The following is a 19,658-nucleotide window of genomic DNA, read 5'->3' on the forward strand; positions in this document are numbered from 1 at the left end:
CGGTCCGGACGGCCGGACGGCGTCAATCGGGGATGCCAACCGTAGACGCCGAAGAACGAGCACATTTGACATAGATAGCGGCAATTGCAGGGAAGGGGCTTTCGGGCCTCTTCTTTTTTGCATGGGCAAGGTTATAATAACGAGTAGGACTTTGCCCGTCCTTTGGGCGAACCCGAAGAACGGAGCGGAAGGATCAAGCGATGATTCAGGAAATGATTGTGGTGGAAGGCAAGGACGACACGGCCGCCATCCGGCGGGCGGTGCAGGCCGATACGATCGAAACCGGCGGCTCGGCGATCGGCGAAGACGTGCTGCGGAGAATCGAGCTGGCGCACAAGCGGCGCGGCGTGATCGTATTTACCGATCCGGACGCTCCGGGGGAGCGGATTCGGAAAATCGTCGCCCAGCGGGTGCCGGACTGCAAGCACGCGTTTCTGACGCGCGCGGAGGCGAGAGGCAAGGACGGCATCGGCGTGGAGCATGCGTCCGACGAGGCGATCCGCCGGGCGCTTGCGCAGGCGAGAAGCGGCGAGGCGGCGCCGGAGGCCTCGGGGGAGGCCGACATCGCCTGGTCCGATCTGATGGACGCCGGACTGATCGTTCACGCCTCGGCGGCGCGGCGCCGGCAGCGGATGGGGGAGCTGCTCGGCATCGGATACGCCAACGGGAAACAATTTTACAAGCGCTGCGTCATGTTCCGCATCTCGCGGGAAGAGTTCTTGGACGCGTTAACGCAGCTGGAGCGGGAAGGACTGTAGGCGGAAGATGAACAACAACGGATCGCGCGGGGGAGCCGACATCGCAACCCCGAACCGGACGAAAGACATTATTCGCAGGCACGGCTTTACGTTCAAGAAAAGCCTGGGGCAAAACTTTTTGACCGACAAAAACATTCTCGATAAAATCGTCGCGGCGGCCAACCTCGGCCCGGAAGCCGGAGCGCTGGAAATCGGGCCCGGCATCGGCGCGCTGACGGAGCGCCTCGCGCAGGAGGCGGGGCAGGTGGCGGCCGTGGAGATCGACGACCGGCTCATTCCGATTCTCCGCGAGGTGCTGTCGGTCTACGACAACGTCACCGTGCTGCACGCCGACGTGCTCAAGGCCGATCTGCGCTCGTTATGGCAGGAGCGATTCGCCGGCTGCGAGCGCGTCAGCGTCGTCGCGAACCTGCCGTATTACGTTACGACGCCGATCATCATGAAGCTGCTGGAGGACCGGCTGCCGATCGAAGCGATCGTCGTGATGGTGCAGAAGGAGGTCGCGGAGCGCATGGCCGCCTCGCCGGGCGGCAAGGATTACGGCTCGCTCAGCATCGCCGTGCAGTACTACTGCGAGCCGGAGTACGTCTGCACCGTGCCGCCGGGCTCCTTCATCCCGGCGCCGAACGTCGACTCGGCCGTCATCCGGCTGAAGCGCCGCGGCGAGCCCGCCGTGGAGGTGCGGGACGAGGCGCGGTTTTTCCGCATCGTCCATGCCGCGTTCGCCCAGCGCCGCAAAACGCTGCACAACAACCTGGCGGCGTTCGCCGGCAAGGAGCGCAAGGGCGAGCTCGCGGACGTTCTGACGGCGTCCGGCATCGATCCCGGACGCAGGGGCGAAACGCTGTCGCTCGCGGAGTTCGCCCGTCTCGAGGGCGCCCTGGCCGCTGCGGGCATCGTGAAGTGAAGTAAACGGGACGCCGAACCGACGACGCATCGGTATTTGCCCTGCACCATGTGGCATTCGCCTCCATAGGATAGACGAAAGAGGTGATTTGCCCATGAAGCAGGGGGATTTGGTCGTCCGCAAATCGTACGGCGGTGACATCCTTTTCCGAATTGCGGCGCTATCCGGCCGCTTGGCGATTTTGCGCGGCACGGATTATCGTTTGCTTGCGGACTCGCAGGTGGAGGATTTGCACTCGGTGCGGAACCCGGACGAGCTGGGCGGAACCCGGCAGGTACGCATCCGGGCAAACGAGTCGCTTCGGCGGATGAAGGAAGAAAGGGCGCAGCTGCGGCCGCATGGCGGGCAGGCCCAGCCGCTCGGCTACGCGCCGCGCCGCGACCCTTACTTCGAGCTGCCCGGAAAGGTGCTCCATCTCGACGGGGATCAGAACTACCTGAAGAAAAGCATGGCCGTGTACGAACAGCTCGGCATTCCCGCGAATGGCGCTCATTGCCACGAGTCGCAAATGCCGCAAGTGCTCATGCAGCTTCTTCCCCGGGTAAAGCCGGATATCGTCGTCGTCACCGGCCATGACGGGGTCCTCAAGCAGAAAAACGATACGCAGAGCCTCAGCAGCTACAAAAACTCCTTCAATTTCGTCCGGTCGGTGCAGGTGGCCAGAGAATACGAAAAGCATCGGGACTCCCTGGTCGTCATCGCGGGGGCGTGCCAGTCCCATTTCGAGGCCATCCTTACGGCGGGGGCCAATTTCGCGAGCTCGCCGGGCCGCATCATGATTCACGCGCTGGATCCCGTGTACGTAGCCGTACGGGCGGCGTTCACTCCTTTTCGCGACACGATCAACATCGCCGACGTCATCGCCCACACAATCAGCGGCATTCAGGGCGTCGGAGGCGTCGAAACGATGGGGAAATATCGGATTGGGCTGCCAAATCCAAAAAACATTGTTGACAAAAAAACGGAAACGCTGATATAATATTTTTTTCGATTTGACAAACCACCTCCCTTTAGTTATAATTTACAGGGAAAGAGGTGGTAGTGGATCATGGCTAAAAACACGCTTATGGAGATCAAGCGGAGTTTGGAACCCCATGTCGGCTCCAAAATCATGCTCCGCGCCAATGGTGGACGCCGCAAAACCGTCGAACGAACCGGCGTGTTGGAAGAGATCTACCCGTCCGTTTTTATTGTCAAGCTGGACCAGGAACAGAACGCTTTCAAGCGGGTTTCGTACAGCTACGCCGATATTTTGACCGAATCCGTGGAAGTGATGGTTTGCAACGATGACGGCCAAGTTCGAATCAACTTCATGTCGCATTGACACGGTTTTACACACACGGGCAACCGGGCGCCAAGCGCCCAGGTTGTCCGTTTTGCGTGTTCGAAAGCCCGAGGGTGATATCGATTCGCCGCAACGGGGCATCCTAAGTCCGGGCGCACAGGTTTGTCGCCACTTGCTTCTGAAAAAGGAGGCGTTCCGATGGGCCGCAGAAGGAGCACGATGTCCGAGCAGTTCAAGGCCGAGCTGGCCAAGGACCTCGGTTTTTACGGCACGGTCGAGCGTGAGGGCTGGGGCGGCATTCGCGCCAAGGATGCCGGGAACATGGTCAAGCGCGCGATTCAGATCGCCGAACAGGCCGCAGCCAAAAAACCGCAATGAAGCGGGAGGCAGGGCAAGGACGCCGACGGGAAGGCGCTGCCGCCGCCCTGCCTCGGCCTTTTCTTTGCAATCGCTCTCAAGGCCGCTGCCGCGCCTTTTTTAACCTAAATCGCAATTCCGCCGGGGGTTTGTTATAATATGTAAAGCTTTCGACCGCTTTAACGAACCGGTTTTACTTAGCCGACAGGTGATGAACATGACAAATAAAGTGTACGAAAAGGCCCCGGCCAAAATCAATTTGCTCCTCGACGTGCTGCGGAAGCGGGAAGACGGCTACCACGAAGTCGAGATGATCATGACGATGGTGGATTTGGCCGACCGTCTGGAACTGTCCGAGCTGCCGCGCGACCAGATCGTGCTTACGAGCCAAGCCGGATTCATTCCGCTCGACGAGAAAAATTTGGCGTTCCAGGCCGCCAGGCTGATCAAGGAACGCTGCGGCGTAAGACGCGGCGTGTACATACACCTGGACAAGCATATTCCCGTAGCGGCCGGCCTGGCCGGCGGCAGCAGCGATGCGGCAGCGGCGCTGCGGGGCCTGAACCGGCTATGGGAGCTGGGCCTGTCGGCCGGCGAACTCGAGCAGCTCGGCGCCGAGCTGGGCTCGGACGTTCCCTTTTGCATCCGGGGCGGCACGGCGATCGCCCGGGGGCGCGGCGAGAAGCTGGAGACGATTCCGAACCCGCCTCAGTGCTGGGTCGTGCTGGCCAAGCCCCCGATCAACGTCTCGACCGCCGACGTTTACGGGAAGCTGCGGGCGAACGAGCTGAAGACGCATCCGTCGATTCCGGACATGCTGGACGCCATTTCGCGGCAGTCGTTCGCGGACGTGTGCGCCCGCCTCGGCAACGTGCTGGAAACGGTCACGCTGGATCGGTACCCGGAGGTGCGGCAGATCAAGAACGTCATGGAAAAGCTCGGCGCGGACGGCGTGCTGATGTCGGGGAGCGGCCCGACGGTGTTCGGGCTCGTTTCCAAAGAATCGAAGGTGGCGCGGCTGTACAACGGGTTGCGAGGCTTTTGCAAGGAAGTGTACGTCGTGCGCATGCTGACGGGTTGAATTGACGTTTTATGTAAACAAAATTGTCATCCCTTTTCGATCCTCCTTGCCCAAAACCGGATAAAAATGATATGATGTCGATAAAATATTCGGGTTTGGACCGGGAGTGAGACTTTTGAAAAAGTTGAAGCGCAGCGCGCGCCTCGTGGAAATGACTCAGTACCTGCTGGCCCGTCCCCATACGTTAATATCGCTAACAGCGTTCGCCGATCGCTACCAGTCGGCCAAGTCTTCCATCAGCGAAGATTTGGCGATTATAAAAGAGGTCTTCGAAGAAGAAGGGATTGGAGATTTGCATACGCTGGCGGGAGCGGCAGGGGGCGTGCGCTACGTGCCGAAAAGCGGAAAAGAGCAAGCGCTTCAAAAAATAACGGCCGTCTGCAGGCAGCTGGAGCAGCCGGACCGGCTTTTGCCCGGCGGTTATCTGTATATGACCGACCTGCTCGGACAACCGGCTTTGCTGCAGGAGATCGGGCGCATGTTCGCGACGGCGTTCGCCGACCGGGATGCGGACGTGATCATGACCGTCGAAACGAAAGGAATCCCGCTTGCCTTCGCGGCGAGCGTCTACCTGAACATTCCGGTCGTCATCGTCCGCCGGGATCACAAAGTAACCGAAGGCTCCGTCGTCAGCATCAATTACGTATCCGGTTCCAACAAGCGCATCCAGACGATGTCGCTCACCCGGAGAGCGCTCAAGGAGCAGTCCCGCGTGCTGATCATCGACGACTTCATGAAAGCCGGCGGCACGATCCAGGGGATGGTCGATCTGCTCCACGAATTCCGGGCGACGGTTGCCGGCGTAGGGGTGTTCGTCGAATCCGGCGAAATCGACAACGAGGAACGGCTGCTGCACGATTACGTATCGCTTGCAAGCTTGCGCGAAGTCGATTTGAAGACGCGCCAAATCGTCGTTCGTCCGGGCAATTTTTTTCAAAGCTAAGGAGGAACTTCCATGTCTCTCAAAATCGTATCCACAACCGAGGCGCCAGCCGCGATCGGGCCGTACGCCCAAGCGGTGAAGCTGGGCAATTTGCTGTTTACGTCCGGCCAAATTCCGCTCACGCCCGCGGGCGAGCTCGTGGAAGGCGGAATCGTCGAGCAGACGCACCAGGTGCTGCGCAATCTCCAGGCCGTGCTGGCCGCCGAAGGCGCCAGCCTCTCGAACGTCGTCAAAACGACCGTGTTTTTGAAGGATATGAATACGTTCGCCGCTTTTAACGAAGTGTATGCGAGCTATTTCGGCAGCCATACTCCGGCGCGTTCGACGGTGGAAGTGGCCCGATTGCCGAAGGATGTTTTTGTCGAAATCGAATGCATAGCGGAGATTTTTGTCGAAAATGGAATAATTTAAAAAAATTTTTTAATTTTTCATCTCATTTGGCTAACATTCAGCAGGAATTTGCGCAATAATGTGGAATATTACACCAAGTCTTCCGATGGGGCAAAGGTGGTGAACACAAGTGCAAATTACAGATGTGAGACTGCGTCGTGTCAATTCCGAAGGACGTATGAAAGCCATTGCTTCAATTACGATAGACAATGAGTTTGTCGTTCATGACATCCGCGTGATCGACGGAAACAATGGCATGTTCGTAGCCATGCCGAGCAAACGGACGCCGGACGGAGAGTTCCGGGACATCGCTCACCCTATTTCCTCGGGTACCCGCGAGAAAATCCAATCCGCTGTCCTGGCGGAATATGAGCGTGCGGCCCAAGAAGAAGAAGTCCTGGTCGAAGGTGCGTAATTGCGGCTTGCGAAAGCCCCCTCGAAAAAAAGGAAATTATTTTTTATGAGAGAGCCTTAATCGGGCTCTCTTTTCATTTGCCTCGGAATAAGCTATGATTCTTTAGGGATTGTTGTTGTGCGAGCGGAAGGAGGAAGACCTTTTCATGGCAAGAATGGCGATCGTTTTGGCCGCCGGACAAGGCAAACGAATGAAATCGAAATTATATAAAGTTTTGCATCCCGTGTGCGGAAAACCGATGGTTCGGCATGTGCTGGATGCGGTAGGGCAGGCGAATTGCGAACGCGCCGTCGTCGTCGTCGGGCACGGCGCCGAGACGGTGCGGGCCCGGCTCGGCGACTCGGTCGAGTACGCCCTGCAGGCCGAGCAGCTCGGCACGGGGCACGCCGTCATGCAGACCCGTTCGCTGTTGGCCGATGCCGACGGCGTAACGGTCGTCGTCTGCGGCGACACCCCGCTCGTGACGGCCGCGACGATCGAGGCGCTCATTTCGCTTCACGAACGCGAAGGCGCGGCGGCGACGGTCATGACGGCGGAAATGGCCGACCCGACCGGGTACGGCCGCATCGTACGCGGACCGGACGGCGGCGTCCTGCGCATTGTCGAGCAGAAGGACTGTTCCCCGAGGAAGCGCAAATCCGCGAAATCAATACCGGCACGTATTGCTTCGACAACCGGAAAATGTTCGCGGCGCTGGAGCGGGTCACGAACGAAAACGCGCAGGGCGAATATTATTTGACCGACGTATTCGGGATCCTCAAGCAGCAGGGCGACCGCATCGCCGCTTATATGACGGACGATCCGGCCGAAGCGATCGGGGTGAACGACCGCGTCGCTCTCGGCGAAGCCGAGCGGCTGATGCGCCAAAGAATTGCGCTGAAGCATCAGCTTAACGGAGTCACGATTATCGATCCGGCGAGCACGTATATCGAATCCGACGTGACGATCGGGCCGGATACGGTGCTATACCCGGGCACGATGCTGCGCGGATCGACGGCGATCGGCTCCGATTGCGCGATCGGTCCTCATGCGGACCTGACCGACACCCGCGTCGGCGACGGTTCGGCGATCCGCCAGTCGGTTGCCGACCAAGCGCTGCTCGGGAACGAATGTTCGGTCGGGCCGTTCGCTTACTTGCGTCCGGGAACCCGTCTCCATGACGAGGTCAAAATCGGCGATTTCGTCGAAGTGAAAAACAGCGTCGTCGGCCAAGGCAGCAAAATTCCCCATCTCAGCTATGTGGGCGACGCCGAAGTCGGCGCGGGCGTCAACATCGGCTGCGGCGCGATAACCGCCAATTACGATGGATACAATAAATCGAAGACCGTCATCGGCGACAACGCCTTTATCGGCACCAACGCAAACCTGATCGCCCCGGTAAAGGTAGGCGAAGGCGCGTACGTCGTCGCCGGATCGACGATCACCCACGACGTGGGAGCAGGCGATGTCGCGATCGCGCGGGAGCGCCAGGTCAACAAAGCCGGGTATGCCGAGAAGCTCCGCAGCAAAGCCCGTTCGAAAAAAGAGCGGGAGTCCAAATAACCCAATACGCAATGCGCATTTGACTACATCGGAAAGCGGGTGGCTTGGCTTCATGTCTTATCCGGACGCCACTTTAAAACTGTTTGCTTGCAGCTCCAACACCAAACTGTCCGAAGCGGTGGCACGGCATATCGGCGTACCGCTCGGAGACGCGGACATGCGCCGGTTCAGCGACGGCGAAATCCACATCCGGCTGAACGAGAGCGTTCGCGGCAGCGACGTCTACGTCGTGCAATCGACCTCGCAGCCGGTTAACGAGCACTTGATGGAATTGCTCGTCATGGTCGACGCGCTCAAGCGCGCCTCCGCCAAAACGATCAACGTCGTCATTCCTTACTACGGGTATGCCCGCCAGGACCGCAAAGCCAAGTCGCGCGATCCGATCACGGCGAAGCTCGTCGCCAATTTGATCGAAACGGCCGGAGCGCACCGCGTTATCGCCATGGATTTGCACGCGATGCAAATCCAGGGCTTTTTCGACATTCCGGTCGACCATCTGCTCGGCGTCCCGATTTTGGGCGACTACTTCAAGTCGAAGGGACTGCTCGCTCCCGTCGTCGTTTCCCCGGACCACGGCGGCGTCGTGCGGGCGCGGCGTTTGGCCGACGAGCTGCAATCTCCGCTGGCGATCATCGACAAGCGCCGTCCGGAGCCGAACGTCGTGGAAGTGATGAACATTATCGGCGACGTCGCGGGGCGGACCGCAATTTTGATCGACGATATCATCGATACGGCCGGAACGATCTGCCTCGCGTCGGAAGCGCTGAAAAAAGCGGGAGCCAGGGAAATTTACGCCTGCTGCACGCACCCGGTATTGTCCGGACAGGCGCTGGCGCGTCTCGAGGATGCGCCGATTACCGAGGTCGTCGTGACCGACACGATTCCGCTGCGGTCTCCGTCCGCCTCGACCAAGGTTCGGGTGCTGTCGGTCGCGCCGCTGATCGGCGAAGCGATTATCCGCATTCACGAGCAGCAGTCGATCAGCAAACTGTTCGAACCTCATGTTTAATGATCGGCCGTAATGGGTACGAATAGGGTATACTCGCAGGAGGGATGCCCGTATGAGTACGACATTACATGCCGAACCGCGCGCCGGGAAAACGAAAGGCGAGCTTCGCCAGCTTCGGCGCGGCGGAAAAATTCCGGCCGTCATTTACGGCAAGCAGATGGAGGCCGCGGCAATCGCGCTGGAGGCGAGGGAGCTGGCCTCGTTTTTGCGGAGCGAAGCGCACAGCATCGTGGAGCTGGACGTGGCGGGACTCGGCAGCCGCTCCGCGCTGTTGAACGAAATTCAGCGGGACGCCTTGAACGGGGAAGTGCTTCATGTCGATTTTCATCAAATCAATCTGAACGAGAAGATTCAAACGCCCGTTCGGCTTGATTTTACCGGCGAAAGTCCCGGCGAAAAGGAAGGCGGCATGCTGCAAATCGTCATGCACGAGCTCGAGGTGTCGTGCGTAGCCAAAGATTTGCCCGACCGGCTGACGGTGGACGTAAGCTCGCTCCAGCTTGGCGATCACTTGACCGTAGGCCAGATTCCTCTGCCGGCCGGCGTGACGGCGGCGTCGGAAGCGGATATCGTCGTCGTCTCCGTCCTCGCCCCGCAGAAAAACCTTTCCGAAGACGAGGTCGAGGCGATGGACGACGCAGCCGAGGAGAACGCGCAGCACAGCAAAGCCGCGAATACGGCGGACGTCGATTGAACGGCGCAAGCGAATCGAATCAGGCAACCGAAAGAGCGCGGACGGCTCACAGCTCCGCGCTCTTTTTTCGCGATCGGGATAAAAGCGCCGCGCCCGCCCGTCTGCTGCGAAGACGGCGGGCGCAGTGCCGAACCTTCTTCCGCCGTCCGTTCTTCAATAGCCGGGACGGGAAACGAAAGTGAATTGTTTGCGGCTGTAAAAAATGTTGTTGATCTTCACGAAGTCTCTGCCATAATATTCGATAAGTCCGATGTCGCTGTGCAGCCGCCCGCGATAAACTTGAATCGGAACTTCCGCGGACATGTGATCGTAGAAATGATTGTCGTCGAAGATCATCTGGCCGTTCATGTACATGAATTCGCCTTCTTTCTCCAATGGTTTTATCAAGCTGTTGCATTTAGCGGTTATCTGATTTTGCTGTCATTATTTAGGACACGCAAGCGGCGGATTTCGTTGCATTCCCCCGCAAAAAGGCGTACGGCGCCGAAACGGACTCTATGAAGCTGGAGGGGCACCCGAAAATGAAGTGGATTGTCGGACTCGGAAATCCCGGTTCGGAATACGAAGCGACCCGGCACAATGCCGGATTCATGGTCATCGACGAGCTGGCGAGACGCTGGCAGACGAACGTCGGCCAGAGCAAGTGCAAGGCGTTGATCGGCGAAGCCCGCGTCGGAGGAACGAAGGTCGCGCTCCTGAAGCCCATGACCTACATGAACTTGTCCGGAGAGTCGGTCCGCGCTTTTATGGACTATTACAAAGCTAGGCTGGAAGACGCCATCATCGTTTACGACGATCTCGATACGGAGACGGGGCGGATCCGGCTTCGCTATCAGGGAAGCGCCGGCGGCCACAACGGCATTAAATCCATCATTCAGCATACGGGCACGCAGACGTTCAACCGCGTCCGCATGGGCATTTCGCGCCCTCAGCCGGGATTTCGGATCGTGGACTACGTGCTGTCGCCGTTTGCGAAAGCGGAGCAGCCGGACGTGCGGAAAATGGTCGAGGAAGCTTCCGACGCCATCGAGTATTCGCTCGCTCACCCGTTCGAAGAGACGATGGCGAAATTCAATGCCCGCCAGAACGCTTAATTTTGGCGAATCGGGGACATACTGAAGAGGAACGCGGGAAGCCGCATACCAACTCTTTAGGAGGCATACATATGGCAGTAAACTATGTTTGCCGACATTGCCGCATGCCGCTCGGAAGCTTCGAGAACGGGCTTGTCCCCGAGTACAAGCTGGGCCTGCAATTCTTGACCCCCGATGAACGAAAGCGTATAATATCGTATAATTCCAATGGGGACGTTACGGTAAAAGTCATCTGCGATTACTGCAGCGAGACGTTGGATCAGCATCCGGAACTTTCTCTGCTGTCCAATCCCCTTCAATGAGCCTATGAATGCGTTGCGGCGTCGAAACGGAGGCCTTGGCATGAGCCGGGGCTTCTTTTTAACGATACGGAACGTTTTTCTCGCTTGGATCTCCTGGAACGAGTGCGCCCGGGTGCGTGGAGGGCGCAGTCGTTTTGCTTGCGTTACAATCCTTCGCGGATAGCGAATATCATGAATAAGGCGCTGTTGCGAGCGAAGCCGACCGTCTGCACGCTGTCTTTTGCAGCGGAAACGCTTTACGTCAGAAAGGGGAACCCGCCATGAAGGCGCTGTTGAATACGTTTGCGACCGATCCCGATTTGATTTCGGTGCTTTCCGGCGTGCGAAGCGGCATGCGGGAGCAGCTGGTGGCCGGCATGTCCGGATCGGCGCGGCAAGTGATGATCGCGACGATGTACCGGGAGCTTAAGCGGCCGATGCTCGTCGTGACGCACAATATGTTCTCCGCCCAGAAAATAGCGGAAGACTTGCAGGAATGTTTGCCGCAAGGAGAAGTGCTGCTTTATCCCGCCAACGAGCTGATCGCGGCGGAGACGGCCATTTCGAGTCCGGAAATGTCGGCGCGGCGAATGGATGCGCTGCTTCAACTCGCGGAAGGATTCCGCGGGGTCGTTGTCGTGCCTTTTTCGGGGGTTCGGCGGTTTCAGCCCGATCGCCGCACGATGGCGCAGGCTTCCGTCAAGCTTGCGGTCGGCGAATCGCTGCCGATGGAGACGTTTTTGAAGCAAATGATCGGTTTGGGCTACGAACGCGTCGACCGCGTCGAGCAGAAGGGGCATATGAGCGTTCGCGGCGGCATCGTCGACTTTTTCCCGTTAACCTCGCCGGTCGCCCTTCGCGTGGAATGGTTCGACGACGAAATCGATTCGATCCGCACGTTCGACCCGACCGATCAACGGTCGATCGACAAGCTGGACGAAACCCGCGTCAGGCCCTGCCGGGAAATGATCGCGGACGAGCGCCGGTTCGCGAACGCGGCCCAGCATGCCTTCGAACTGCTCGAAAAGCAGCTGGAACGGATGACCGATCGCCAGGCCAAGGATCGGCTGCGTTCGGAAATTGCCCGGGAAATCGATTTGCTTCGGCAAAACGTTTATTTTTCCGAAATCTACAAATATATCTCTTTGCTTTACCCGGAACGCCAGACGCTGCTTGACTATATTCCCGAAGATACGCTGCTGCTGATGGACGAACCGAACCGGTTGAATGAAACGGCCCGCCAACTGGAACGAGACGAATCGGAATGGGCGACGCATCTGCTGCAGCAGGGCAAATCGCTGCCCGGCTTCGTGCTGGCCGTGGAAGCGGAACGGGCGCTGTACCCGAAATCGTATCAAGTCGTGTACTTGTCCTTGTTCGTCCGGCAAATTCCTCACACCCAGCCGCAAAATATCGTCAATTTCGTCTGCCGGTCGATGCAGAATTTCCACGGACAAATGAACGTGCTCAAGGCGGAAATGGAACGCTGGCATAAGAGCGGCTCCCAAATCGTCATGCTGGCCGGCAACGGCGAGCGGGCAGACCGGATGAAGCGGGTGCTGGAGGATTACCATATCGAGCAGCCGGAAATCGCCCTCGGCAACCTGCAAAGCGGCTTCGAGCTCCCGTCGGTCAAGCTCGTCGTCATTACCGAAGGCGAGATGTTCACCCAGAAGCAGCGGAAAGCCCGCCGCGTCGACCGCCGCATGGACAACGCCGAACGCATCAAGAGCTACACGGAGCTCAAGGTCGGCGATTACGTCGTGCATCAAAATCACGGCATCGGCAAATATTTGGGCATCGGCACGCTGGAAATCAACGGCATTCACAAAGATTATTTGCACATCGTCTACGCCGGCGGGGATCGTTTGTCCGTGCCGGTCGAGCAGTTCGACCTCATTCAGAAATACGTAGGCTCCGAAGAGAGGGAGCCGAAGGTAAGCAAGCTCGGGGGAGCCGAGTGGACCCGGGCGAAATCGAAGGTCCGCTCGTCCGTCCAGGATATCGCCGACGATCTGATCAAGCTGTATGCCGAACGGCAGGCGACGACGGGCTACGGCTTCGGCGAGGATACGCCGTACCAGCAGGAATTCGAGGCGATGTTCCCGTACGAGGAAACGCCGGACCAACTGCGGGCGATCGAAGAGATCAAAAAGGATATGCAAAAGCCGCGGCCGATGGACCGGCTGCTTTGCGGCGACGTGGGCTACGGCAAGACGGAGGTGGCGGTGCGCGCCGCGTTCAAGTCGGCGATCGAAGGCAAGCAGGTGGCCGTGCTCGTGCCGACGACCATTCTCGCGCAGCAGCATTACGAGACGTTCCGCGAGCGGTTCGCGGGATATCCGTTTCAAATTCGCGTCTTGAGCCGGTTCCGTTCCCGCAAGGAGCAGAACGAGACGATCAAGGCGCTGAAGGCGGGCACGGTCGACGTCGTCATCGGGACGCACCGGCTGCTGTCGCAGGACATCGTGTTCAAGGATTTGGGGCTCCTGATCGTGGACGAGGAGCAGCGCTTCGGCGTCTCCCACAAGGAGAAGCTCAAGCGGCTGAAGACGAACGTGGACGTGCTGACGCTGACGGCGACGCCGATTCCGCGGACGCTGCATATGTCCATGCTCGGCGTGCGCGATCTGTCGGTCATCGAGACGCCGCCGGAAAACCGGTTTCCCGTGCAAACGTACGTGGTCGAGTACAGCCCGACGCTTGTGCGCGAAGCGATCGAGCGCGAGATGGCGCGGGACGGACAGGTTTACTTCTTGTACAACCGCGTGCAGGGCATCTACCAGATGGCGGAGCAAATTTCGGCGCTCGTTCCGGACGCCCGCATTGCCGTCGCCCACGGGCAAATGTCCGAGCAGGAGCTGGAGCGGACGATTCTCGATTTTCTCGACGGCGATTACGACGTTCTCGTCAGCACCAGCATCATCGAAACGGGGGTCGACATCCCGAACGTCAATACGCTTATCGTGCACGACGCCGACAAGATGGGTTTGTCCCAGCTGTACCAGCTGCGCGGGCGCGTGGGCCGTTCCAACCGGATCGCTTACGCCTATTTCACGTACCAGCGCGACAAGGTGCTGACGGAGGTGGCCGAGAAGCGGCTGCAATCGATCAAGGAGTTTACCGAGCTCGGGTCCGGGTTCAAAATCGCCATGCGCGACTTGTCCATCCGGGGCGCGGGCAATTTGCTGGGCGCGGAGCAGCACGGCTTCATCGCTTCGGTCGGCTTCGATCTGTATTCGCAAATGCTGGCCGAGGAAATTCAGGCGCGCAAGGCGAAGCAGTTCGGAGAGGAAGAAGCGCCGCCGCCGCAAGTCAACACCCAGCTGGACTTGGCCGTCGACGCCTACTTGCCGCCCGAATATATTTACGACAGCATCCAGAAAATCGAAATCTATAAAAAAGTGGCGGCCGCCGCTACGCTTGACGACGTGGGCGAGCTGTTCGACGAATTGGTCGACCGGTTCGGGGAGCCTCCGAAGTCCGTGCTCAACCTGCTTGCCGTCGCCCGTCTCAAAGTGTACGGCCGGCATTACGGCATCGAGTCGATCGTCAAGCGGGGGGACGAGGTGTGGATCAAGTTCGAGGAGCGCCATCGCCAGGTGATGGACGAACCGAAATTGAAGCAGCTCGAAAAGCGCTTCCAGGGCAAAATGCAGATCGCTTCGCTGCAGCCGCAGCCGCTGTTGAAAATGATGGTAAAGCGGCTTGACGACGATGCGATGTTGGCTTTTGTCGAGGATTTTCTGGTACAATACAAGGAAGCGACAAAAATTAAGGGGGAATTGCAGGATGTTGCGCCATAGAAGCAGCCTGGCCGGCCGGATTGCGGCTTTAACGCTGGCTGCGGTGCTGTTTGCGGGCCTGTTGGCCGCATGCGGCAAAAACGAGGACGACGCCAAAGTCGTCGCCGAATACGAGGGCGGTCAAATTGCGAACGGAGAGTTCGAAGCTTACAAAACCTTTTTGAAAATTTTCTATTACGCTTCCTTCCCCACGATCGTGGACGAGCCGACGTACCAGGAAGAAATTTTGAAGCAGCTTATCGGCATCCGCATTTTGAGCGACCGCGCGACCGACGACGTCAAGAAACAGTCGGAAACGGACGCCAAGGAGCAGTTCGACCAGATCAAGTCCGAGCTGGACGCCAACGAAGACGTGAAGAAGACGATGGAGGACGGCAGCCTGACCGAGGACAAGCTCCTTCAGTTCATGACCGAACAGGTGACGATGCTCAACCAGGGCGTGGCCGACGTCTCGGACGAAACGGCGCAAACGTATTACGACGAAAACAAAGACAGCTATAATTACGCCAGCGTGCGTCATATTTTAATCGGGCTTACCGACAAGAACAATAACACCCGCACCGACGAGGAAGCGCTGAAGCTCGCCAACGAAGTCAAAGGCAAGCTGGAAGCGGGCGGCGACTGGACCGAGCTGGCCGCCGAATATTCCGATGACGGCGGTTCTGCGTCCAACGGCGGCCTTTACGAAAAGTACGATCCGAACCAATGGGTCGAAGAGTTCAAAAACGCCGCGCTGACGCTCGAGATCAACGAGATCAGCGATCCGGTCAAGACGTCGTACGGCTACCATGTCATGAAAGTCGAGGACCGCGGCACGAAGACGTTCGACGAAGTGAAGGCGGAAATCAAGCAGACGCTCGCCTCCGAAGAGGTCAGCAAGTTCATGACGGACGAGCTCCCGGGCTTGATTACGAGCACGGATTTGCCGGAGCCCCCGGCATCGGAGTCTCCTTCGGCTTCTCCGTCCGCCTCGGCATCTTCGACTCCGGGCGCATCGGCGCCCGCGACGGAATCCCCTGCGGCTTCCCCGGACGCAAGCGCGTCTCCGTCGGCCTCCGCGGCCGAATAATCGGCAGACGGCTCCCTATTAAATTAAAACCTCCGGTTCCGCTTGTTAATGGCGGACTCGGAGGTTTTATTTTTGGACGGAGCATCCGGGTCGCTTCCCGTGCCGTTAGCGCGCTTGCGCCCCGCAAGGTCGCGAGCCGTCAATCCAGCCCGAATTCCAGATCCGCGTAAATATACGGCTCCTTGATCGGCTCGATTTCCTCCGCATTCGTCAAATCGAGCTTCATGATCGTCATGCCGTTGTATTCCGTCGTCCCGATCGTGCCGGTCACCCGCAGCCAGCTGTCGTTTCCGAACCGGGACGCGTCTTCGGCTTCCACCATGACGCCGTAGGGCAGCGCGTCCGCGGTGCAGCATTGGACCGCAAAGCGCCCGATGACGAACTGATGATCGGCCATCGTTTCATCCCGGTAGACGAAGCCGTTGATCGCCATTTCCTTGCCGATGAAATTGTTCAAATACAAGTCGACCGTCGTCAAAATTTCCATGTAGCTTTTTTCGGTGACGGTGATGACGGGATCTCCGTATATTTGTTTGCCGTACTTCGCGTAAGCCGCGCTGAAGTTGTCGTAAGGGAACAGCGCATCCAGCGGATCGGAAGAGGCCGAAACGCCGGCGTCGCCGCCGGAATGGTCTTCCGGGGCCGGGCTTTCCGAAGAAACGGGCGAACGGTCCCCCGGCGCGTTCCCCGTTCCCGGCGCATTCCCCGTGCCGTTCTCCTCCCCGGCGCCGGGCGCGTTCGCCGAATCCGGCGGGGCGGAGGCCGCAGAGGTCGGCTCCGCTTCGGGCAAGCTCCCCTGCGAGAAAGGCTGGAGCTGCTCCTTCATGTCGGCGGACGAGCTCAGGTTCATGCCCTTTTTGGCGGCCATCGCGCTGCCCATCGTCGTATCGGGCGTCAGGAAGCCGACGGCCAGGGGAACGGCAAAGCAGGCGTACAGCAGCACGCTCTTTAGAAGAGAGCGCGGCATCTCATGGTCGTGTCCGCAATCGCAAGCGGGCCGCGCGCCGTTCAGGAGCCGGACCGCCTGAAACAACTGGCCGGCCGCCAAAGCGTAAACGCCGAAAGCGGCCAGTTTGATGTAGATCGTCATCCGCGGCGCGACGTAGAGCGTCAGCGTATCCAGGCTATTCAGCCTGACGATGTAAAAGGCGATGCCGGCCAAAATAACGGCCCGCACGAGATGGTGGGCGATTTGCGCCCGGTCGGGGCGTGCATGCATGCGGTTGGCAGCTCCTTTCTTCAGACGAGTCCGACCCAATCGGCCAGGACGGTCACGACGAGCACGGTCGCAAAAATCAGAAACGACAGGCGAACGACGAATTTCTTGCGGAATACGGCGAGCATCATGATCGTGTTTTTCAAGTCGAGCATCGGGCCGAACACGAGGAAGGACAACAGCGCTCCCGTCGGGAACGTTCCCGTAAAGGACGCCGCAATGAAAGCGTCCGATGTGGAACAGAGCGATATCAAGTAGGCGAAGGCCATCATGAACAAATGGCCGCCTCCGTCCCAGCTGAGGGAAAGGAGGGTGTCGCGGCTGACGAACGTTTGGATCGCGGCGGTAAGAAAAGCGCCGAGCAGCAAGTATTTTCCCATTTCGAAAAATTCGTCCGACGCGTGGGAAAACGCGTGGGCGAGCCGGTTATTGCCGTCGTGCCGGTGTTCGCGGCCGCGTGCGGCGGGAGCGGCCGGCGCCGAGCGCAGCGGCTGCTCCTTGACGGAGCGGTGCAAAATCAGGCCGATCGCCGCGACGGCGATAAAGGCGAGAAGCGTCCGGTACAGAGCGACCTCCGGTTGAGTCCGAAAGGCCATGAAGGTTGAAATATAGGTCACCGGATTGATGATCGGCGCTGCCAGAATATAGGTAATGCCGAGATAAACGGGCATCCCTTTTTGAATGAGGCGGCGGACGACCGGAATCATGCCGCATTCGCATAAGGGCAGCACGATGCCGAGCAGGGAGGCGATGCCGATGCCGAGCCAATGGTTTTTCGGCAGAAGCTTGCGCACCGTTTCCTCCGAAACGAACGTTTGCAAAAAGGAAGAAGTGACGACGCCCAGCAAAATAAACGGCAAAGCCTCCAAGAAGATGCTGATGAAGACGGTTTTCAGGCTTTCCAATTGGCCGGTTTCGATTTGCGGCAGCCTAAGCCCGAAGGAGGTTTCCCCGCCGAAAAAAATGAGATAGAGCATATACAGGCAGCCCAGCGTGAGCAAATTGACTCCCCATTTAAAAAAGGCAGGCACCCGAACCCTCCTCGTTGATTGTAACGATTACAGTTTATTTTACCTTATGTTGGTCGAGAGATAAATAGCCGAACGAGTTTGCCGAACGACCTCCCGAATGCGAACAGCGGCGGCCCAAATCCGGAAAAATCCGAACAGGAAATATAAATTGACGTACAATCCTTGCTTCGGAGGGGATTTAGGGCACATTTTTCGTTCATTAAGCATATTCATGGAAGTAAATCTAACACTAATCCAAAGAATAATTAATAATTATGTAAATTCATGTCGAAATTCCACTACTTTTGTTAGATATATTGACGCCAATCTTTTCCTCCTCTTATAATTGGATCACGAACGGAAGACGCAATAAACCGTCTGAACGTTCGGAAAAAGAGATAGAAACCAGATGATCAGGGGAGTGGGGACATGAAAAGGAGAAAATGGTTGAACGGTCTGGCAACGCTTGCGGCGGCCTGCCTCGTTTTGGCGGCTTGCGGCGGGAACAGCGGCAATAACGGAGCGTCGCCGTCGGCGTCCGAATCTTCGCCGTCGGCGTCGGCTCCGTCATCGTCGGGATCGGCGTCGCCGTCGGCAATCGGCGGAGACACCGTCAAAGTCGGAATCCTGCATTCGCTGAGCGGCACGATGGCGATCAGCGAAGTGTCGGTACGGGACTCCGAGCTGCTGGCGATCGAAGAAATCAACGCGAAGGGCGGGGTGCTCGGCAAACAGATCGAACCGATCGTCGAGGACGGCGCATCCGATTGGCCGACCTTTGCGGAAAAGGCCCGAAAGCTGATTTCGGAAGACAAGGTGGCGACCGTTTTCGGCGGCTGGACGTCGGCAAGCCGGAAAGCGATGCTGCCGGTTTTCGAGGAATTGAACGGACTGCTCTGGTACCCGGTGCAATACGAAGGCATGGAATCGTCCCCCAACATTTTCTATACGGGCGCGACGACCAACCAGCAAATCGTCCCCGCGGTCGATTACCTGCTGGAGAACGGCAAAAAGAAATTTTACCTGCTCGGCTCCGACTACGTTTTCCCCCAAACGGCCAACAAAATCATCAAAGAACAGCTGAAAGCCAAGGGCGGAGAGCTGGTCGGCGAAGAATACACCCAGCTCGGCCATACCGATTACTCCACGATTATCGCCAAAATCCAGGCCGCCCAGCCGGACGTCGTCTTCAACACCCTTAACGGGGACAGCAACGTCGCCTTCTTCAAGCAGCTGAAGGATGCGGGCATCACGTCCGCGGATCTGACGACGCTGTCGGTCAGCATCGCCGAAGAAGAAGCGCGGGGCATCGGACCGGAATATCTCGAAGGGCATCTGGTCGCCTGGAACTACTATCAAACGACCGACACGCCGGAGAACAAAACATTCGTCGAAAGCTACAAAGCCAAGTACGGAGCCGACCGCGTGACGGCGGACCCGATCGAAGCCGGTTACGTTGCCGTATACTTGTGGGCCGCGGCCGTCGAGAAGGCGGGTTCGTTCGAAGTCGACAAAGTGAAGGAAGCCGCCGCCGGCATCGAATTCGCCGCTCCGGAAGGCAAGGTTACGATCGACGGCGAGAATCAGCATATTTACAAGACGGTCCGGATCGGCGAGCTGCAAGCCGACGGGCAGATCAAGGAGCTCTGGAATTCCGGGGAGCCGGTCAAGCCGGATCCTTACCTGAAAACGTACGATTGGGCCGCCGGCCTGAGCTCGGGTTCGTAATCGAAAAAAACGGGAAGGGAAGCGTTCGGAGCTGCCGAGCCTTCCCTTGCTTTTCAACGACGATTCGGCCGAT

The 19,658-nt window shown here is 58.5% G+C and carries 19 protein-coding genes and 1 pseudogene; 17 read left to right on the forward strand and 3 right to left on the reverse strand.

Annotated elements, in window-relative coordinates; genetic code table 11:
* The first annotated feature begins 200 nt into the window (after positions 1 to 200).
* The 12 genes and pseudogenes from rnmV (at position 201) to JW799_RS07895 (ending at position 9,381) form a co-directional block, all read left to right on the forward strand.
* The gene (gene rnmV, locus JW799_RS07840) at positions 201 to 758 is read left to right on the forward strand and encodes a ribonuclease M5 (protein WP_205429334.1); all 558 of its coding nucleotides are present in this window, start codon (positions 201 to 203) and stop codon (positions 756 to 758) included.
* Between the two features lie 7 nt (positions 759 to 765).
* Positions 766 to 1,665 carry a 16S rRNA (adenine(1518)-N(6)/adenine(1519)-N(6))-dimethyltransferase RsmA gene (gene rsmA / locus JW799_RS07845; RefSeq protein ID WP_080831664.1) on the forward strand — a complete coding sequence of 300 codons (900 nt, stop codon included), beginning with the start codon at positions 766 to 768 and terminating at the stop codon, positions 1,663 to 1,665.
* 94 nt (positions 1,666 to 1,759) lie between these two features.
* Entirely contained in the window at positions 1,760 to 2,644 is an 885-nt protein-coding gene (gene yabG, locus JW799_RS07850; RefSeq protein WP_205429335.1) for a sporulation peptidase YabG, read from the forward strand.
* 69 nt (positions 2,645 to 2,713) lie between these two features.
* A complete protein-coding gene (gene veg / locus JW799_RS07855; protein WP_080831662.1) occupies positions 2,714 to 2,989 on the forward strand; it encodes a biofilm formation stimulator Veg in 276 nt (91 codons plus the stop codon).
* Between the two features lie 159 nt (positions 2,990 to 3,148).
* Positions 3,149 to 3,328 (forward strand): small, acid-soluble spore protein, alpha/beta type, encoded by a 180-nt coding sequence (locus tag JW799_RS07860; RefSeq protein WP_080831661.1) that lies wholly within the window; start codon positions 3,149 to 3,151, stop codon positions 3,326 to 3,328.
* A gap of 196 nt (positions 3,329 to 3,524) precedes the next feature.
* Positions 3,525 to 4,388 carry a 4-(cytidine 5'-diphospho)-2-C-methyl-D-erythritol kinase gene (gene ispE / locus JW799_RS07865; RefSeq protein WP_080831660.1) on the forward strand — a complete coding sequence of 288 codons (864 nt, stop codon included), beginning with the start codon at positions 3,525 to 3,527 and terminating at the stop codon, positions 4,386 to 4,388.
* A gap of 115 nt (positions 4,389 to 4,503) precedes the next feature.
* Positions 4,504 to 5,331: a pur operon repressor gene (gene purR / locus JW799_RS07870; protein ID WP_080831659.1), complete on the forward strand. Its 828-nt coding sequence runs from the start codon at positions 4,504 to 4,506 to the stop codon at positions 5,329 to 5,331.
* Between the two features lie 12 nt (positions 5,332 to 5,343).
* A complete protein-coding gene (locus JW799_RS07875) occupies positions 5,344 to 5,742 on the forward strand; it encodes a RidA family protein (RefSeq protein WP_080831658.1) in 399 nt (132 codons plus the stop codon).
* Positions 5,743 to 5,851: 109 nt separating this feature from the next.
* A complete protein-coding gene (gene spoVG / locus JW799_RS07880; protein ID WP_080831657.1) occupies positions 5,852 to 6,136 on the forward strand; it encodes a septation regulator SpoVG in 285 nt (94 codons plus the stop codon).
* 145 nt (positions 6,137 to 6,281) lie between these two features.
* Positions 6,282 to 7,678, forward strand: a pseudogene (gene glmU / locus JW799_RS07885) (bifunctional UDP-N-acetylglucosamine diphosphorylase/glucosamine-1-phosphate N-acetyltransferase GlmU).
* 52 nt (positions 7,679 to 7,730) lie between these two features.
* Positions 7,731 to 8,687, forward strand: a complete 957-nt coding sequence (locus JW799_RS07890; RefSeq protein ID WP_080831655.1) for a ribose-phosphate diphosphokinase — start codon at positions 7,731 to 7,733, stop codon at positions 8,685 to 8,687.
* 52 nt (positions 8,688 to 8,739) lie between these two features.
* A complete protein-coding gene (locus tag JW799_RS07895) occupies positions 8,740 to 9,381 on the forward strand; it encodes a 50S ribosomal protein L25 (RefSeq protein ID WP_205429336.1) in 642 nt (213 codons plus the stop codon).
* Between the two features lie 153 nt (positions 9,382 to 9,534).
* On the opposite strand, the gene JW799_RS07900 is transcribed toward JW799_RS07895, so the two are convergent.
* A complete protein-coding gene (locus JW799_RS07900) occupies positions 9,535 to 9,735 on the reverse strand; it encodes a hypothetical protein (protein WP_080831653.1) in 201 nt (66 codons plus the stop codon).
* Between the two features lie 167 nt (positions 9,736 to 9,902).
* Here JW799_RS07900 and pth point away from each other — a divergent pair, with 167 nt between their 5' ends.
* The 4 genes from pth to JW799_RS07920 all read left to right on the forward strand — a co-directional run bounded on the left by pth (position 9,903) and on the right by JW799_RS07920 (position 15,631).
* Positions 9,903 to 10,475, forward strand: a complete 573-nt coding sequence (gene pth / locus JW799_RS07905; protein ID WP_205429337.1) for an aminoacyl-tRNA hydrolase — start codon at positions 9,903 to 9,905, stop codon at positions 10,473 to 10,475.
* A 71-nt stretch (positions 10,476 to 10,546) separates the two neighbouring features.
* Positions 10,547 to 10,777 (forward strand): anti-sigma-F factor Fin family protein, encoded by a 231-nt coding sequence (locus tag JW799_RS07910; RefSeq protein WP_080831651.1) that lies wholly within the window; start codon positions 10,547 to 10,549, stop codon positions 10,775 to 10,777.
* 260 nt (positions 10,778 to 11,037) lie between these two features.
* A complete protein-coding gene (mfd, locus tag JW799_RS07915) occupies positions 11,038 to 14,562 on the forward strand; it encodes a transcription-repair coupling factor (RefSeq protein WP_205429339.1) in 3,525 nt (1,174 codons plus the stop codon).
* Positions 14,549 to 15,631: a peptidylprolyl isomerase gene (locus JW799_RS07920; protein ID WP_205429343.1), complete on the forward strand. Its 1,083-nt coding sequence runs from the start codon at positions 14,549 to 14,551 to the stop codon at positions 15,629 to 15,631. The genes mfd and JW799_RS07920 overlap by 14 nt, the downstream gene beginning before the upstream one ends.
* Before the next feature lie 139 nt (positions 15,632 to 15,770).
* Here the strand turns inward: JW799_RS07920 and JW799_RS07925 are convergent, their stop codons facing one another.
* The gene (locus JW799_RS07925; protein ID WP_205429345.1) at positions 15,771 to 16,850 is read right to left on the reverse strand and encodes a TIGR03943 family putative permease subunit; all 1,080 of its coding nucleotides are present in this window, start codon (positions 16,848 to 16,850) and stop codon (positions 15,771 to 15,773) included.
* Between the two features lie 20 nt (positions 16,851 to 16,870).
* The gene (locus JW799_RS07930) at positions 16,871 to 17,878 is read right to left on the reverse strand and encodes a permease (RefSeq protein ID WP_245809585.1); all 1,008 of its coding nucleotides are present in this window, start codon (positions 17,876 to 17,878) and stop codon (positions 16,871 to 16,873) included.
* Between the two features lie 408 nt (positions 17,879 to 18,286).
* On the opposite strand from JW799_RS07930, the gene urtA reads away from it, so the two are divergent.
* The gene (urtA, locus tag JW799_RS07935) at positions 18,287 to 19,585 is read left to right on the forward strand and encodes an urea ABC transporter substrate-binding protein (RefSeq protein WP_205429347.1); all 1,299 of its coding nucleotides are present in this window, start codon (positions 18,287 to 18,289) and stop codon (positions 19,583 to 19,585) included.
* Positions 19,586 to 19,658: the final 73 nt, after the last annotated feature.

Source organism: Cohnella algarum (assembly GCF_016937515.1).
In the GTDB taxonomy this organism is placed as follows: domain Bacteria; phylum Bacillota; class Bacilli; order Paenibacillales; family Paenibacillaceae; genus Cohnella; species Cohnella algarum.